Origin of the sequence: Streptomyces albicerus, from assembly GCF_008905045.1 — a bacterium.
GTDB lineage: Bacteria > Actinomycetota > Actinomycetes > Streptomycetales > Streptomycetaceae > Streptomyces > Streptomyces albicerus.
This window is the reverse complement of sequence record NZ_VWMY01000017.1, coordinates 1-17126: the sequence shown is the minus strand read 5'-3', so window position 1 is coordinate 17126 and position 17126 is coordinate 1. Positions and strand designations below refer to the sequence as shown.

Here is a 17126-nt window from a genome sequence, read left to right as displayed (position 1 = left end):
CCCCTTCGTCTGCATGACGAAGGGGCGCCGCTGGATCGTCCTGTGGCCTATGAGGTGGCGGCCGCCACCTTCAGCTCGACCGTCAGCGTCGCGCCGCCGGTCGTGTTGATACGCAGCAGGAATGTGCCGGCCGTGTCGTCCGCGTACAGCTTCGGCAGCTTCAGCAGACCGTTCGCGTCCGTCTTGAGGCCCGCGAGGGTGCGTACGGTCTTGCCGTCGGCGTCCTTGAAGTAGGGGCCCTTGTCGTTCACGGTCGCGTCGTCCGCCGCCTTGATGAGCGTGGCGGTGGCCGCGACACCGTCCGCGACGGCGCCGTTGTAGGTGGCCTTCACCTCGACCTGTGCCGCGAACTCGCCGCCCGGGACGCAGGTCAGCGCGGTGTCGCTGGTCCGCGCGAGGGCGTCGGCCTGGCGGGCGGTGACCGTGGCCGTGTAGTCGAGGCCCGCCACGGTACGGCCGACGACGGTGGCGCGGACCGTGAAGTCGCCCGTCTCCTCGCCGGCCTGGAGCGCGGGTGCGGTGGCCACGCCGGAGCTGTTGGTGAGGGCCGTCGCGACGCTCTCGCCGCCCGTGAAGGTGGCGTCGGTGTCGCCGACGATCGTGAACCGGACCCGGACCTTGGCAACGGCCTTGCCGGCCTTGGTCTCGGTGCGGGTGGCGATCTTCTCGGCGAAGGCGTCGCCCGCGGTCGCGGTGAGTTTGCCGGTGCCCGCGTCCTCCAGGTGGTCCACCGTTTCGGTGGGCGTGGGGCTCGGGGACGTCGGGGGCTTGCTGGGCGGGGGCGACGTGGCGGGTGGCGACGTGCTGGGCGGATTCGGGCTCGGGCTCGCGGAACCGCCGCCGCCCGGTGTCTGGGAGCTGGGCGGCGACGTGCTCGGAGAACGCGGCGTCGGAGTAGTGGTCGCCCCGTTGTTGCCGTTGTTGCCGTCGCTGCGGTCGGAGGGCAGTGTGCCCGTGCCGTCCGGCACCTCGTGGGTGCCCTTGCGGTAGTACTCCAGCCACGACAGGACCGTGTTCAGGTACTCCGTGGAGTGGTTGTAACTGAGGATCGCCTTGTTCAGGTCCGCCCGGTCGGACAGGTCCCAGCTGAACCGGCACAGGTAGTGGCCGGCCGCGAGAGCCGCGTCGTAGATGTTGTTGGGGTCCTTCGTGCCGTCGCCGTTGCCGTCGCGGCCCGACCACTCCCAGGTGGAGGGGATGAACTGCATGGGGCCGACGGCACGGTCGTGGGCGGTGTCGCCGTCGTACGCGCCGCCGTCGGTGTCGGAGATGTTCGCGAAGCCGTTGCCGTTGAGGACGGGGCCCAGGATCGGGGTGGTCGTCGTGCCGTTGGCGTCGACGCGGCCGCCGCGGGCCTGGCCGGACTCGACCTTGCCGATGGCCGCGAGGAGTTCCCAGGGGAGGTTGCACCCGGGCTTGGACTCGCGCAGCGCGGCCTCGGCCTTCTTGTAGGCGTCGAGGACGGTCGCGGGTATGCCCGCCTCGGTGTCGCCCGTGGCGGCGGGCGTGCCGCTGCCGGTGCTGGGCGTCGCGGTCGGGCTGTTGAGCGGCGGGAGGTCCGTGTAGTACGGCGAGTTGCCGGTCGCGCTGTCGTCGGCGTTCGCGTCGGGCGAGGGCTGGGAGCCGGTGTTCTGTCTGCCCTGTGGTGTGTCGGTCACGCCCGGGGCCTGGGACGCGGACAGGGCCGCGATCGCGACCGCGGCCACAGCGGTGGTTGTCGCCCCCTTGACGACCCGCTTGCCGAATTGCGCCGCCATTGCGTGAACCCCTCCCGTGGACATCGCTCGCGCTCCGCGCGCTCTCCTGTTGTCCGGCCGCACTCCCCAGTGCGGCGACCCAGGTGACCCTACGACAACTTCCGCCGCGCAGACACCTGTTCGTGCCCGTTTTTCACCGGTTGGCCATATCCGGTTTCTCCTGCCCGGCCGGCTCCGGACCATGCGGGGGCTGCGGGAACCTCTCCCACATACTGAGCGTCATCGATCAAGGGATCATCCAGGACCGTCAGATTCGTTCAACACTGTTCGCGGGGAGTCCAGTTGCCGTTCACGCTCAGCCACGCCGCGGCCGTCCTGCCGGCCGTGCGCGCCGACGGGACCGGACGCGGGCGACTGGTTCCGGCCGTGCTCGTCGCCGGTTCGTTCGCGCCCGACATGACCTATTACGCGGCGAGTGTGCTGCCGGAGGCGATGGAGTTCGGCGAGTTCACGCACTCCTTCACCGGGGTGCTGACGGTCGACGTTCTCATCGCCTGTGTCCTCGTGGGCGCCTGGCTGGTGCTGCGCGAGCCGCTGGTGGCGCTGCTGCCGCGGGGCCGGCAGGGGCGGATCGGCGCCTTCCTGCACTGCGGTGCGCCGCGCGCCCGTTTCCAGCCGTCGCTGGCGCTGTGGTGGTACGTGTCCGCGGTGCTGGGCGCGTTGACGCATGTCGTGCTGGACGCGTTCACGCATCTCGACCGGTGGGGCATGCGGGTGTTCCCGGTCCTGGGGCGGGAGATCGCGGGCTCACCGCTGTACTGGTATCTGCAGTACGGCGGTTCGGCGGTCGCCGCGGTGGTGATCGCCGCCTTCGTGGTGGTGGCCCTGCGGCGGCAGCGCGACACGGAGCCGCTCGGGGTGCCCGTGTTGTCCGTACGGGACCGGTGGCTCGCGGGGGCCGTGATCGGTGGCTGCGCGGCGGTGGCTGCGGTGCGGCGGGCGACGCGGTGGTGGGAGTACTGGGGGTCGAGTGCGAAGCCCTGGGAGCTGATTCCCACCGTGTGTTTCGGGGCGGGGGCCGGCCTGGCCGTCGGTCTGACGGTGTACGCCGTGGCGGTCAGGGTGTGGCGTCCGGCTCCGGTTCGTCCCAGCCCGGCAGCGGCTCGTACGGAGCCGAGCCGTCCGACTGCTCGCTGATCGTGTTCTCCGGAGTGAGGTCCCGGCCGAGGCCGCGGCCGTGGTTGAGGCCGCGGTGCACGGCCTGGGCTATGCGCTCGATGGTGCGGACGCCGTACGCCTTCGTGGGGTTGTCGTGGGACAGGACGACGATGCGGTACGTGCGGCCCTCGCCGGTGAACGCGCCGATGCTGTGGACGCGCCAGCCGTGCGTGGATCTCGGCAGCCAGCCGTTCTTGACGTGTGCCTTCAGGCCGCGCGGCATGCCCGCGGGGACGCCCCAGCGCTGGTCGGCGCGGACCTCGGTGAGCAGTTTCAGTCCGTACGCGCGGGTGCGCAGGAAGGAGCGGGCGTTCGTCAGTACGCCCAGCAGGCGCATCTGGTCGACGGCCGTGGTGCGGGTGAGGCCCCAGTAGCCGCCCGGGCCAAGGACGGTGGCGCGGGTGCGGACGCGGTCGAGGAAGCCGTTCAGATAGCTGTGGCCCAGGTCGGTCCACAGGCGCCAGGCGGAGTCGTTGTCCGACTTGATGATCATGGGGCGGGCGTTCGTCGCTTCCCAGCGGGTGAATTTGCGGCCCAGCTCCTCGGCCCGCCGCAGCAGCCCCTCCATGATCAGCACCTTGGCGACGCTCGCTGAGTCGTACTGCCGCCGGCCGGCGAGCACGCAGGTCAGGCCGGAGCTGTCGCGCACCGCCACGGAGACGGTGCCGTCCCTGGACGACAGCGCCGTCCGGATGTCGTGGGACAGCTGGGCGGCGAGGTCCGGGGCGTGCGGGGCATGGCAGGCGGGGACGTCGTGGTGGATGCGCTGGCCCATGGCATCCGCCAGCGGGTACCAGTCCGTGATGTCCGGCGGGATGCGTCTGGTCGTGGCGTCGGTCGGGATTCTGGGGCTGGCGGCGGCTGCCGCGACGGCGGGGATCGGCGCGAGGAGCGCCGAGGCGAGCGCTGCGACGAGTGCGGTGCGGCAGCTTCGCACGTACCGCAGGCGCCGCGTATGCCGTATGTGTCGTAGTCGTATGTGTCGTATGTGATGACCCATGCCCGCATCTTTACGGCGCGGCGCGCTGAGGGCTTCCGGTCGGGGGCCACGCGGGTGACGGGCCTCCGGGGGCGCAGGGGAGTGGAGAAGGCACCCTCGCTCCGGTGCCCCTCCCCCGCGCCCCGCGCGCTAGTGCGCCGCCGACTCCCAGTCCGGCCCGGAGCCGACCGAGACGTCGAGCGGAGCTCGCAGGTGCACCGCGTTGGCCATCTCGTGGCGGACCAGTTTCTCCGCCTTCGCGCGCTCGCCCGGGGCGATCTCCAGGACGATTTCGTCGTGGACCTGGAGGAGCATGCGGGACTTGAGGTCGGCTTCCCGCAGGGCCCGGTCGACGTTCAGCATGGCGATCTTGACGATGTCCGCGGCCGTGCCCTGGATCGGCGCGTTCAGAGCCATGCGCTCGGCCGCCTCGCGGCGCTGGCGGTTGTCGCTGTTGAGGTCGGGGAGGTAGCGGCGGCGCCCGAAGAGCGTCGCCGTATAGCCCGTCGCCCGCGCCTCGTCGACCGCCCGGCGCAGATAGTCGCGTACCCCTCCGAAGCGTTCGAAGTAGGTGTCCATCAGCGCGCGGGCCTCGCCCGCGTCGATGTTCAGCTGCTGGGAGAGGCCGAAGGCCGACAGGCCGTAGGCGAGTCCGTACGACATGGCCTTGATCTTGCGGCGCATCTCCGCGTCGACGGCGGGGCCCTCCACGGAGAACACCTGCGAGGCGACGGTGGTGTGCAGGTCCTCGCCGGAGGTGAACGCCTCCAGGAGGCCCTCGTCCTCGGAGAGGTGGGCCATCACGCGCAGCTCGATCTGGCTGTAGTCCGCGGTCATGAGGGACTCGAAGCCCTCGCCGACCACGAAGCCGCGGCGGATCGCGCGGCCCTCCTCCGTGCGGACCGGGATGTTCTGCAGGTTCGGGTCCACGGACGACAGGCGGCCGGTCGCGGCGACCGTCTGGTTGAAGGTGGTGTGGATGCGGCCGTCCGCGGCGATCGTCTTGATCAGGCCTTCGACGGTGACGCGCAGCTTCGCCTGCTCGCGGTGGCGGAGCATGATGACCGGCAGTTCGTTGTCGGTCTGGGTGGCCAGCCAGGCCAGCGCGTCGGCGTCCGTCGTGTAGCCGGTCTTCGTCTTCTTGGTCTTGGGCAGGCCCAGCTCGCCGAAGAGGACTTCCTGGAGCTGCTTGGGCGAGCCGAGGTTGAACTCGTGCCCCGCCGCCGCGTGGGCCTCCTTCACGGCCTGCTGGACGGCGCCCGCGAACATCTGCTCCATGGCTTCCAGGTGGGCCTTGTCGGCCGCGATGCCGTGCCGCTCCATGCGGGCCAGCAGAGCCGACGTGGGCAGCTCCATGTCGCCCAGCAGATCGGCCGCGCCGACCTCCTGCAGCCTGCCGCCGAACGCCTCGCCCAGGTCGAGGACCGCGCGGGCCTGCACCATCAGCGCGTCGGCCTCGGCGGCCTCGTCCGTACCGAAGGCGAGCTGCCCGTCGGCCGCCGCGGCGGGCGCCAGCTCCCGGCCGAGGTATTCCAGGGACAGCGCGTCCAGGTCGAAGGAGCGGCGGCCGGGCTTGACCAGGTAGGCGGCGAGCGCGGTGTCCATGGAGACGCCCGCGACGCTCCAGCCGTGCTCGGCGACGACCCGCATGACGGCCTTGGCGTTGTGCATGACCTTGGGCTTCGTCGGGTCGGCGAGCCACTTCGCGAACGCGTTCTCGTCGGCCTCGTCCAGCTGTGACGGGTCGAACCACGCGGCCGCGCCGCCGGCCGCGGCGAGCGCGACCTCGGCCACGGAGCCCGTGCCCAGCGCCCAGGTGTCGACCGTGGCGACACCGAGGACTGCCTTGCCGTGCTCAGCGAGCCACGGCGTCAGCTCGCCCGCGGCGAGCACCGTGCCGTCCACGGCCACGCCGGCGGCGGCCGGCTGTCCGGCGTCGGCCTCCTCCGCACCGGGGTCGACGGCGAAGAGCCGCTCGCGCAGCGAGGGGTTCCTGATCTCCAGAGTGTCCAGGACCATCGCGACGGTCTTGCGGTCGTACGCCGCGCGCTCCAGGTCGGCGACCGTCTTGGGCAGCTCGACGTTCCGCTCCAGCTCGGTGAGCCGGCGGTTGAGCTTGACCGCCTCCAGGTGGTCGCGGAAGTTCTGCCCGGCCTTGCCCTTGACCTCGTCGGCGCGCTCGACCAGCTCCGCGAACGACCCGAACTGGTTGATCCACTTCGCGGCGGTCTTCTCGCCGACTCCGGGGATGCCCGGCAGGTTGTCGGACGGGTCGCCGCGCAGGGCCGCGAAGTCGGGGTACTGCGCGGGCGTCAGTCCGTACTTCTCGAAGACCTTCTCCGGAGTGAACCGGGTCAGCTCCGAGACGCCCTTGGTCGGATACAGGACCGTCGTGTGCTCGCTGACCAGCTGGAACGAGTCGCGGTCGCCGGTGACGATCAGAACCTCGAAGCCCTCGGCCTCGGCCTGTGTGGCGAGCGTGGCGATGAGGTCGTCCGCCTCGAAGCCCGCGACCGCGAACCGCTCCGCGTGCATCGCGTCGAGCAGCTCGCCGATCAGCTCGACCTGGCCCTTGAACTCGTCCGGGGTCGAGGAGCGGTTCGCCTTGTACTCCGTGAACTCCTCGGAGCGCCATGTCTTGCGCGATACGTCGAACGCCACCGCGAAGTGCGTGGGTTCCTCGTCGCGCAGCGTGTTGGCGAGCATCGACGCGAAGCCGTAGATCGCGTTCGTCGGCTGGCCCGTCGCGGTGGTGAAGTTCTCCGCGGGCAGCGCGAAGAACGCTCGGTACGCCAGCGAATGCCCGTCCATGAGCATCAGCCGCGGGCGCCCGCCGCCGGAGGTCTTCTCGGTCTTCTTCGATGCTGTCTCTGCCACATCCCCGATCCTGCCACGCCCCACTGACAGTGCGGCACCAGCAAGCACGGACCACCTCTGACGGGGACGGGCCGTCGAGGACGCGAGCACTGATCGCGCGGGCCGTCCGGGACTGGGCACGATCGTTGTCACCACCACGTGCGAGGATCGGAGACGTACCTCACACATGTGCTCGAAGAGGAGGCCGAGATGGCCGGCAAGCCGCCCCAGAGTGATCCGGTTCAGGACGCGCCGCAGGTCGCCGGGCCGAAGCACGCCGCGGCCGGACTGCCCGCGATCGGGCACACCCTGCGCGCCGCCCAGCAGCAGATGGGAGTGAAGCGCACGGCGCTGACGCTGCTGCGGGTCAATCAGAAGGACGGCTTCGACTGCCCGGGCTGCGCCTGGCCCGAGCCGGAGCACCGGCACGCGGCGGAGTTCTGCGAGAACGGCGCGAAGGCGGTCGCGGAGGAGGCCACCCTGCGCCGCGTGACGCCGGACTTCTTCGCCGCGCACTCCGTCGCCGACCTCGCGAACCGCAGCGGCTACTGGCTGGGCCAGCAGGGCCGTCTCACCCACCCCATGTACCTCGCGGAGGGCGCCGACCACTACGAGGCGGTGCCCTGGGAGCGCGCCTTCGACATCATCGCCGAGGAGCTCACCGGCCTCGCCTCCCCCGACGAGGCGCTGTTCTACACCTCGGGCCGCACCAGCAACGAAGCGGCGTTCCTGTACCAGCTGTTCGCCCGCGAGTTCGGTACGAACAACCTGCCGGACTGCTCCAACATGTGCCACGAGTCGTCGGGCTCCGCGCTCAACGAGACCATCGGCGTCGGCAAGGGCAGCGTCCTCCTGGAGGACCTCTACAAGGCGGACCTGATCATCGTCGCCGGGCAGAACCCGGGTACGAACCATCCGCGCATGCTCTCCGCCCTGGAGAAGGCGAAGGCGAACGGCGCGAAGATCATCACCGTGAACCCGCTGCCCGAAGCGGGCATGGAGCGCTTCAAGAACCCGCAGACCCCCCAGGGCATGTTCAAGGGCGCCGCGCTCACCGACCTGTTCCTGCAGATCCGCATCGGCGGCGACCAGGCCCTCTTCCGCCTCCTGAACAAGCTGATCGTGGAGACGGAGGGCGCCGTCGACGAGGCCTTCGTCGGCGAACACACCCACGGCTACGAGGAGTTCGCCGAGGCGGCCCGCGCCGCCGACTGGGACGAGACGCTCACCGCGACGGGCCTCACGCGCGCGCAGGTCGACGAAGCGCTGCGCATGGTCCTCGCCTCGAAGCGCACCATCGTGTGCTGGGCCATGGGCCTGACCCAGCACAAGCACTCCGTGCCGACGATCCGCGAGGTCGTCAACTTCCTTCTGCTGCGCGGCAACATCGGCCGCCCGGGCGCGGGCGTGTGCCCGGTGCGCGGCCACTCGAACGTGCAGGGCGACCGCACGATGGGCATCTTCGAACGCCCCGCGCCCGCCTTCCTGGACGCCCTGGAGAAGGAGTTCGGCTTCGCCCCGCCGCGCGAGCACGGCTATGACGTCGTACGGGCCATCCGCGCGATGCGCGACGGCTTGGCCAAGGTCTTCTTCGCGATGGGCGGCAACTTCGTGTCGGCGTCCCCCGACACCGAGGTCACCGAGGCGGCCATGCGACGTGCCCGCCTCACCGTGCACGTGTCGACGAAGCTCAACCGCTCGCACGCCGTCACGGGCGCGCGTGCCCTGATCCTGCCGACCCTAGGCCGCACCGAGCGTGATCTCCAGGGCAGTGGCGAGCAGGTCGTCACCGTCGAGGACTCCATGGGCATGGTGCACGCCTCGCGCGGCCGCCTGCAGCCCGCGAGCGAGCACCTGCTGTCCGAGACCGCCATCGTGTGCCGCCTCGCGCGCCGCGTCCTCGGCGAGAGCTCCCGCACACCCTGGGAGGAGTTCGAGAAGGACTACGCGACGATCCGCGACCGCATCGCGCGGGTCGTCCCGGGCTTCGAGGACTTCAACGCCCGCGTGGCCGAGCCCGGGGGCTTCGCCCTCCCGCACGCCCCCCGCGACGAGCGGCGCTTCCCCACGGCCACCGGCAAGGCCAACTTCACGGCCGCGCCCGTCGAGTACCCGAAGCTCCCCGAAGGCCGCCTCCTGCTGCAGACCCTGCGCTCGCACGACCAGTACAACACCACGATCTACGGCCTGGACGACCGCTACCGGGGCATCAAGAACGGCCGCCGGGTCGTCCTCGTCAACCCCGAGGACGCCCGTGAGCTGGGCCTGGCCGACGGGTCGTACACCGATCTGGTCAGCGAGTGGCAGGACGGCGTGGAGCGCCGGGCCCCCGGCTTCCGGGTCGTGCACTACCCCACGGCCCGCGGCTGCGCGGCCGCGTACTACCCGGAGACCAACGTTCTGGTGCCCCTGGACGCCACCGCGGACACCAGCAACACGCCCGCCAGTAAGTCCGTCGTCGTCCGTCTGGAACAATCGGCTGCCAACTGAGCGTTCGCTTAGTCAGCGCGTTCGGTTGATCAGCGTGATCGACGACGAAGGAGCCGGCCCCATGGGCGAGCAGAACCACGTGCAGTTCCCGCAAGAGGTCATCGACGAGTACGCGGCGCTCGGCGTGGACCTGGTCGCCATGTTCTCCGCCGGACACCTCGGTACGCGCATGGGCGTCCAGATCGTCGAGGCCTCCGCGGACCGCGTCGTGGGCACCATGCCGGTCGAGGGCAACACCCAGCCGTACGGCCTGCTCCACGGCGGCGCCTCCGCCGTGCTCGCCGAGACGCTCGGCTCGATCGGCGCGATGCTGCACGGCGGCAGCTCCAAGATCGCCCTCGGCGTCGACCTGAACTGCACCCACCACCGGGGCGCCCGTTCCGGCCTGGTGACCGGAGTGGCCACCCCCCTGCACCGGGGCCGCTCGACAGCCACGTACGAGATCGTGATCAGTAACGAGGACGGGAAGCGGGTGTGCAGTGCGCGGCTGACGTGTCTGCTGCGCGACGTGAATCCGAGCGACGCGGAGCGCGTCAGCGCGGCGAGCTGACCCGCCGGAAACCCGTTGTGGGCAACGCCGTTGATCCCGGGCACCCGGCGCCTTAGCGTCATGGGATGGGAACGGGTGGCGGGGCCCCTCGGCGGGGGGCGGTGCTGGGGCTGGTGCTGGTGACCGGCGCTCTGGTCACCGGGTGCGGGGAGTCCGGTTCGCCGGGCGGATCGGCCGGTACGCGCGAGGCCGCGGCGACCGTTTCCGGTTCGCCGTCGTCGCCGGCGGCCACGCCTCCCGAGGACCTGTGCGCGCGGATCGTCGCCCACTGGTCGCGGGAGGTCCTCGACAGCAGCACCTACGGGGACTACCAGTCGATGGGCCTGTCCAACGGGCAGTACGAGATCCTGATGGCCGTCGTGGACGCCGCCAGGGCCGAGAAGAAGCGCGCGGGCGAACAGGCCGCGCAGCGGCTGATCGACCGCCGGGCGCGCGAGCGCTGCGAGGAGCGGTACCGCGACGGCGGGCCGAGCGGAGGGCCGTGGAGTTGAGCGGCGTCGGCCCGGTCGAGCCGGGCGAGGGCACGCGCGCGTGGGACGCCGTCGAGCCGGGCCCGCCGCTCCTGCCCAGGATGCCCCGCGGACGCCTGGCGCGGCTGTACGCCCGGCACCGCCGTGCCGTGCTCACGTCCGCGACGGCCGCCGCCGTCCTCGCGGGCGGCGGCTACCTCTTCGCGACCCGGCCGCACGAGCCGCCGCCGGCCCTTCCCCCGTACCCGTCCCAGGTGGTCGACGTCGCGTACCTGGGCGAGGAGAGCCCGCCCGCGAACGCCCCGAGCGGCAGCTTCAGCTTCGCGCTCAAGATCACCGCGAACGGCGGCCCGACGATCACCATCGTGCGCATTTCGCAGCCCTACGCCGCCCTCACCCTGAGCTCGGCCCCACGGCCGCCATTCCGTACCAGGACCGGGTTCGGCCACAAGATCGTCGTCACCATGCATGTCACGGAATGCGCGAATGTGCCGTCAAACGCCAGACTGCCTTTCCTTGACGTAACTCTGCGTAATACGCGCGCAATAGAAGACCACAGCTTCATCCTGGGTGAGCGCTATGCGCACGACCTCTCAGAAGCCCTTCAAGTCGCCTGCAGCAACGACTCCACGTCATTAGCAAAACAGTAGAACGCTACTGAAATGATCACGGCACGTCCTGCAGGTTCTCACTATGTGGACGGGACGAATCGGCTGGAATTCTCCCCATCCACCCACTGAGTACCGCTCTGCATTACCTCGTGTCATAACAAGAGCGTCACAGCATGGGCCAGACTCTCCTCCACGTTCCCTTCACCCGCTTAGAGTCACGGCCAGTCACCGCGCCATGGGATTCGAAGTATTTTCGGCCAGCGCTCGACTCGGCCCGTTCCATGAGGAAGGGCTGCGCCAGGGAAAGGACTGCTGATCGTGCGTCAACGTTCGCTCATCGCCATCACCGCCGCGTTGGCGGCGGGAGCACTCACCCTCACCGCCTGTGGCTCGCGCGACGAGGACGGCGGCGGCTCGGACAACGGCGGCGGTGGCACGACCGTCGTCATCGGCGTCGACGCCCCGCTGACCGGCGACCTGTCCGCGCTGGGCCTCGGCATCAAGAACTCCGTGGACCTCGCCGCCAAGACGGCCAACAAGGAAAAGACCGTCGACGGCATAACCTTCAAGGTCGAAGCTCTCGACGACCAGGCGCAGCCCTCCTCGGGCCAGCAGAACGCCACCAAGCTCGTCGCCGACAAGGACGTCCTCGGCGTCGTCGGCCCGCTGAACTCCTCCGTCGCCGAGTCCATGCAGAAGGTCTTCGACGACGCCAAGCTGGTCGAGGTCTCCCCCGCCAACACCAACCCGGCCCTCACCCAGGGCACGAAGTGGAACGGCGGCGAGAAGGCCCGCCCGTACAAGTCGTACTTCCGCACCGCGACCACGGACGCCATCCAGGGCCCGTTCGCCGCGCAGTACGTCTACAACGACGCCAAGAAGAAGAGCGTCTACGTCATCGACGACAAGAAGACCTACGGCGCCGGCCTGGCCGCCACCTTCACCGACGAGTTCAAGAAGCTCGGCGGCAAGATCGTGGGCACCGAGCACATCGACCCCGACACCAAGGACTTCTCCGCCGTCGCCACCAAGGTGAAGAACTCCGGCGCGGACGTCGTCTACTACGGCGGCGAGTACCCGCAGGCCGGCCCGCTGAGCAAGCAGATCAAGGCCGCCGGTGCCAAGATCCCGCTCGTCGGCGGCGACGGCATCTACAGCGCCGACTTCATCAAGCTCGCCGGAGCCAGCGGAACGGGCGACCTCGCCACCTCCGTCGGCGCGCCCGTCGAGGACCTCCCCTCCGCCAAGGAGTTCGTCGCCAACTACAAGGCCGGCGGCTACAAGGAGGCCTACGAGGCGTACGGCGGCTACTCCTACGACTCGGCCTGGGCGATCATCGAAGCCGTGAAGAAGGTCGTCGAGGACAACGACGGCAAGCTTCCCGACGACGCCCGCGCCAAGGTCACCGAGGCCATGCAGAACGTCTCGTTCGACGGTGTGACCGGAAAGGTCTCCTTCGACGAGTACGGTGACGCGACGAACAAGCAGCTCACCGTCTACTCCGTCGAGGGCGCCGACTGGAAGGCGGTCAAGTCCGGCACCTACACGGGCTGACCCTCACCTCACCACTCAATGAGCCGCGCGGGGCGCTGCACCACTGGCGCCCCGCGCGGACTCGCATCCGGTCACATCCCTCGACTATCCGAAGTCTCGGAGGACATGCGGTGAACGAACTGCCGCAGCAGCTGGTCAACGGCCTGCTACTGGGATCCATGTACGGGCTGGTCGCCATCGGCTACACGATGGTCTATGGCATCGTCCAGCTCATCAACTTCGCCCACGGCGAGATCTTCATGACCGGCGCCTTCGGCGCATTCACGGTCTACCTGTACGTACTGCCCGACGGCACCTCCATGGCGATCGCCCTGCCACTGATGCTCGTCGGCGCCGTCCTGGTCGCCGTCACGGTCGCCGTAGGCGCGGAACGGTTCGCCTACCGCCCTCTCCGCACCGCACCACGACTCGCCCCCCTCATCACCGCCATCGGCCTCTCCCTGGCCCTCCAGCAGGCGGTATGGGCCTGGTACCCCAACGCCAAGTCGGCGCGCACCTTCCCGCAGATCGAAGGCGGCCCCTTCGAAATCGGCAGCGTCACCATCCAGACCGGTGACATCTTCCTCTTCGTCGCGGCCCCGATCAGCATGGCGATCCTCGCCTACTTCGTCATGAAGACCCGCACCGGACGCGGCATGCAGGCCACCGCCCAGGACCCCGACACCGCCAAGCTCATGGGCATCAACACCGACCGCATCATCGTGGTCGCCTTCGCCCTCGGCGCCGCGTTCGCCGCCGTCGGAGGCCTCGCCTACGGCCTCAAGTACGGCCAGATCGACTTCCGCATGGGCTTCATCCTGGGCCTCAAGGCCTTCACCGCAGCCGTCCTCGGCGGCATCGGCAACATCTACGGAGCCATGATCGGCGGAGTGGTCCTCGGCCTCGCCGAAACCATGGCCACCGCCTACATCGCCGACGTCCCCGGCATGTCGCAGCTCGGCGGCCAGTCCTGGGCCAACGTCTGGGCCTTCGTACTCCTCATCCTCGTGCTCCTCTTCAGGCCACAGGGCCTGCTCGGCGAGCGCGTCGCGGACAGGGCGTGAGACCTATGACCACACAGACCAGCACCCCCCAGACGCCCGCCAAGGACCCCTCCGGCGCCACCGGACTCATCGGCATCCCGCCGCACATCGGACGCGCCCTCGCCACCGGCGGCGGAATCCTCACCATCATCTCGACCTTCCTCGCCTGGACCTGGACCTCCGCCTTCCCCGGCGACCTCACCGTCTACGGCTACCCCGGCGGCCTGCAGGTCCTCGTCCTCATCGGCGGCGCCCTCACCGCACTCTTCGGCCTCGCCTCCTACGGCATCAAGGGCCTGCGCTGGCTCGTACCGGCGGGCGCCGACAGCGCCATCAAAACCGCCGCACTCACCGCATTCGCCACCGCCTGGTACACGATCATCGCGATCAGCGCCCAACTCGGCGGCCTGGCCAACCTCGAACCCGGCGGCTGGGTCGCGGCCATCGCCACCCTCGCCGCCCTGCTCGGCGCACTCTCCCTGCCGTTCGAGCGGCCGGCGCCCGACCCCTCCGACCCGGACGACACCGGCTGGGAGCAGTTCCGCCACAACGCGCGGCACACCGGCGCCATCATCAAGGCGACCTTCGCCTCCGGCACCACCAGCGCCCCGGCCCGCAAGCTGCCCGCGTACGCCGAAATCCTGATCATCGTCGCGGCACTCTCCCTCGGCCTGATCGTCTTCACCTACGGCATCGGCACCGAATACGACGAACTCTTCGTCGGCTTCCTCATCACCGCCGGCTTCGGCTTCGCCGCCGCGGCCAAGGCCGGACTCGTGAACCGGGTCTCCGAGCTCACCTCCAAGCACCGCACGGTGACGATGATCGGCGCGTTCGTCGCCGCCGCCGCATTCCCCTTCACCCAGTCCGACGACCAGTACGCGACCATCGGCGTCTACATCCTGATCTTCGCCACCGTCGCCCTCGGCCTCAACATCGTCGTCGGCCTCGCCGGCCTCCTCGACCTCGGATACGTCGCCTTCCTCGGCGTCGGCGCCTACACCGCGGCCATGGTCTCCGGCTCCCCCTCCTCACCGTTCGACATCCACCTGCCGTTCTGGGCCTCCGCCCTCCTCGGCGCAGCCGTCGCCATGGTCTTCGGCGTCATCATCGGCGCCCCCACCCTGCGACTGCGCGGCGACTACCTCGCCATCGTGACCCTCGGCTTCGGTGAGATCTTCCGCATCACCGTCCTCAACATGGACGGCACCTCAGGACCCGACATCACCAACGGCTCCAACGGCATCTCCTCGATCCCGAACCTCAACATCTTCGGATTCGACTTCGGCCAGGAACACAGCTTCGGCGGATTCACCATCGCCCGCTTCGCCAACTACTTCCTGCTGATGCTCCTCATCACCCTCGTCGTCGTGATCGTCTTCCGACGCAGCGGCGACTCCCGCATCGGCCGCGCCTGGGTCGCCATCCGCGAAGACGAAACAGCCGCCCTCGCCATGGGCATCAACGGCTTCCGCGTCAAACTCGTCGCCTTCGCCCTCGGCGCCGCCCTCGCCGGCCTCGCCGGCTCCGTCCAGGCACACGTCACCTACACCGTGACCCCAGAGCAATACCAGTTCGCCCACGTCGTCCCACCCAACTCGGCCTTCCTGCTCGCAGCGGTCGTCCTCGGCGGCATGGGCACCATCAGCGGACCCCTCGTCGGCGCCGCACTGCTCTACCTGATCCCGGCCAAGCTCCAGTTCCTCGGCGACTACCAGCTCTTCGCCTTCGGTCTCGCGCTCGTCCTGCTGATGCGCTTCCGTCCGGAAGGCCTCATCCCGAACCGGCGCCGCCAGCTCGAATTCCACGAGGAAGCAGAAGCGCCCACAGTCCTCAGCAAGGCAGGGGCCTGACCACGATGACTACCGACACCACCACCAAGGACGCCGTCCCGGGCGCCAACGCCCCCGGCGAAACCGTGCTCGACGCACGCGGCGTCACCATGCGCTTCGGCGGCCTCACCGCCGTACGCAACGTCAACCTCACCGTCAGCAGCGGAGAAATCGTCGGACTCATCGGCCCCAACGGCGCCGGCAAGACGACCTTCTTCAACTGCCTCACCGGCCTCTACCTCCCCACCGAGGGCGAGGTCCGCTACAAAGGCACCATCCTGCCGCCCCAGTCCTTCAAGGTCACCGCGGCCGGCGTCGCCCGCACCTTCCAGAACATCCGTCTCTTCTCCAACATGACGGTCCTGGAAAACGTGCTCGTCGGCCGCCACACCCGCACCAAAGAAGGACTCTGGTCCGCACTCCTGCGCGGCCCCGGCTTCAAGAAGGCCGAAAAAGCCTCCGAAGAACGCGCCATGGAACTCCTCGAGTTCATCGGCCTGGCCGGCAAGCGCGACCACCTCGCCAGGAACCTCCCCTACGGCGAACAGCGCAAGCTCGAGATCGCACGAGCCCTCGCCAGCGAACCCGGCCTGCTCCTCCTCGACGAGCCCACCGCCGGCATGAACCCGCAGGAGACCCGGGCCACCGAGGAACTCGTCTTCGCCATCCGCGACATGGGCATCGCCGTCCTCGTCATCGAGCACGACATGCGGTTCATCTTCAACCTCTGCGACCGCGTCGCCGTCCTCGTACAGGGCGAAAAACTCGTCGAAGGCGACAGCGCCACCGTGCAGGGCGACGAACGCGTCATCGCCGCCTACCTCGGAGAACCCTTCGAAGACGCCCCCGGCGACGAGGAAGTAGCGGAGGTCGAGGCCGCCGAAGCGAACGCCTCGGCCCCCACGGACGCCGTGCCCGGCAAGGAGAACGACCGATGACCGCACTGCTCGAAGTCGAAGACCTCCGGGTCGCCTACGGCAAGATCGAAGCCGTCAAGGGCATCTCCTTCAAGGTCGACGCCGGCCAGGTCGTCACCCTCATCGGCACCAACGGCGCCGGCAAGACCACCACCCTGCGCACCCTCTCCGGCCTCCTCAAGCCCGTCGGCGGCCAGATCAAGTTCCAGGGCAAATCACTGAAGAAGACCCCCGCCCACCAGATCGTCTCCCTCGGACTCGCCCACTCCCCCGAGGGGCGGCACATCTTCCCCCGCATGACGATCGAGGACAACCTCCGCCTCGGAGCCTTCCTGCGCAACGACAGGCCAGGCATCGAAAAGGACATCCAGCGCGCCTACGACCTCTTCCCCATCCTCGGGGAACGTCGCAAGCAAGCAGCGGGCACACTGTCCGGCGGCGAGCAGCAGATGCTCGCCATGGGCCGCGCCCTCATGTCCCAGCCCAAACTGCTCATGCTCGACGAACCCTCCATGGGCCTCTCGCCGATCATGATGCAGAAGATCATGTCCACCATCGCCGAACTCAAGTCCCAGGGCACGACGATCCTCCTCGTCGAACAGAACGCCCAGGCCGCGCTCTCACTCGCCGACCAGGGACACGTCATGGAGGTCGGCAGCATCGTGCTCTCCGGCACCGGCCAGGACCTCCTGCACGACGAATCGGTACGCAAGGCATACCTCGGCGAGGACTGAACCCCACCCCGGTACCGCCCGCACACGGCTAAGGCCCGCACCCCCGACAAGGGATGCGGGCCTCAGCCGTCTCTACGCGTATACGAGCCGCGTCTACGAGCCGCGTGTACTAGGCGCTGTTTCTCGGATCTCCTGATGTGAGTGGGGTGTTGGGGTCAGGCTGGTGGTATGGGCCGTGGGGATTTAACGAATGCGG

General features: G+C 69.4%; 13 protein-coding genes. 10 read left to right on the top strand and 3 right to left on the bottom strand.

Annotated features, from left to right (window positions below; all coding sequences use genetic code 11):
* Nucleotides 1-47: 47 nt before the first annotated feature.
* A complete protein-coding gene (locus GAS53_RS16600) occupies nucleotides 48-1757 on the bottom strand; it encodes a lytic transglycosylase domain-containing protein (protein WP_151478376.1) in 1710 nt (569 codons plus the stop codon).
* A 282-nt stretch (nucleotides 1758-2039) separates the two neighbouring features.
* On the opposite strand from GAS53_RS16600, the gene GAS53_RS16595 reads away from it, so the two are divergent.
* Nucleotides 2040-2894 (top strand): DUF4184 family protein, encoded by an 855-nt coding sequence (locus GAS53_RS16595; protein WP_151478375.1) that lies wholly within the window; start codon nucleotides 2040-2042, stop codon nucleotides 2892-2894.
* Here GAS53_RS16595 and GAS53_RS16590 read toward each other — a convergent pair.
* Together GAS53_RS16590 and polA are read right to left on the bottom strand one after the other, a co-directional pair.
* Nucleotides 2815-3852: a serine hydrolase gene (locus tag GAS53_RS16590; protein ID WP_192583140.1), complete on the bottom strand. Its 1038-nt coding sequence runs from the start codon at nucleotides 3850-3852 to the stop codon at nucleotides 2815-2817. The genes GAS53_RS16595 and GAS53_RS16590 overlap by 80 nt on opposite strands.
* Before the next feature lie 192 nt (nucleotides 3853-4044).
* Nucleotides 4045-6771 carry a DNA polymerase I gene (gene polA, locus GAS53_RS16585; RefSeq protein ID WP_151478373.1) on the bottom strand — a complete coding sequence of 909 codons (2727 nt, stop codon included), beginning with the start codon at nucleotides 6769-6771 and terminating at the stop codon, nucleotides 4045-4047.
* A gap of 189 nt (nucleotides 6772-6960) precedes the next feature.
* Between polA and GAS53_RS16580 the strand changes: the two genes are divergently transcribed.
* The 9 genes from GAS53_RS16580 to GAS53_RS16540 all read left to right on the top strand — a co-directional run bounded on the left by GAS53_RS16580 (nucleotide 6961) and on the right by GAS53_RS16540 (nucleotide 16930).
* On the top strand, nucleotides 6961-9240 hold the full coding sequence (locus tag GAS53_RS16580) for an FdhF/YdeP family oxidoreductase (RefSeq protein ID WP_151478372.1): 2280 nt from the start codon (nucleotides 6961-6963) through the stop codon (nucleotides 9238-9240).
* Between the two features lie 61 nt (nucleotides 9241-9301).
* Entirely contained in the window at nucleotides 9302-9790 is a 489-nt protein-coding gene (locus GAS53_RS16575; RefSeq protein ID WP_151478371.1) for a PaaI family thioesterase, read from the top strand.
* A gap of 65 nt (nucleotides 9791-9855) precedes the next feature.
* Complete coding sequence (locus GAS53_RS16570; protein WP_151478370.1) at nucleotides 9856-10281, top strand: hypothetical protein; 426 nt, start codon at nucleotides 9856-9858, stop codon at nucleotides 10279-10281.
* The gene (locus GAS53_RS16565; RefSeq protein WP_151478513.1) at nucleotides 10278-10910 is read left to right on the top strand and encodes a Tat pathway signal sequence domain protein; all 633 of its coding nucleotides are present in this window, start codon (nucleotides 10278-10280) and stop codon (nucleotides 10908-10910) included. The genes GAS53_RS16570 and GAS53_RS16565 overlap by 4 nt, the downstream gene beginning before the upstream one ends.
* A 279-nt stretch (nucleotides 10911-11189) precedes the next feature.
* Nucleotides 11190-12425 (top strand): branched-chain amino acid ABC transporter substrate-binding protein, encoded by a 1236-nt coding sequence (locus GAS53_RS16560; protein WP_151478369.1) that lies wholly within the window; start codon nucleotides 11190-11192, stop codon nucleotides 12423-12425.
* 110 nt (nucleotides 12426-12535) lie between these two features.
* Nucleotides 12536-13468 (top strand): branched-chain amino acid ABC transporter permease, encoded by a 933-nt coding sequence (locus tag GAS53_RS16555; RefSeq protein ID WP_151478368.1) that lies wholly within the window; start codon nucleotides 12536-12538, stop codon nucleotides 13466-13468.
* Between the two features lie 5 nt (nucleotides 13469-13473).
* Entirely contained in the window at nucleotides 13474-15300 is a 1827-nt protein-coding gene (locus tag GAS53_RS16550; RefSeq protein ID WP_151478367.1) for a branched-chain amino acid ABC transporter permease, read from the top strand.
* A gap of 5 nt (nucleotides 15301-15305) precedes the next feature.
* Complete coding sequence (locus tag GAS53_RS16545) at nucleotides 15306-16217, top strand: ABC transporter ATP-binding protein (protein WP_151478366.1); 912 nt, start codon at nucleotides 15306-15308, stop codon at nucleotides 16215-16217.
* Nucleotides 16214-16930: an ABC transporter ATP-binding protein gene (locus tag GAS53_RS16540; RefSeq protein ID WP_151478365.1), complete on the top strand. Its 717-nt coding sequence runs from the start codon at nucleotides 16214-16216 to the stop codon at nucleotides 16928-16930. The genes GAS53_RS16545 and GAS53_RS16540 overlap by 4 nt, the downstream gene beginning before the upstream one ends.
* The last annotated feature ends 196 nt before the right edge of the window (nucleotides 16931-17126 follow it).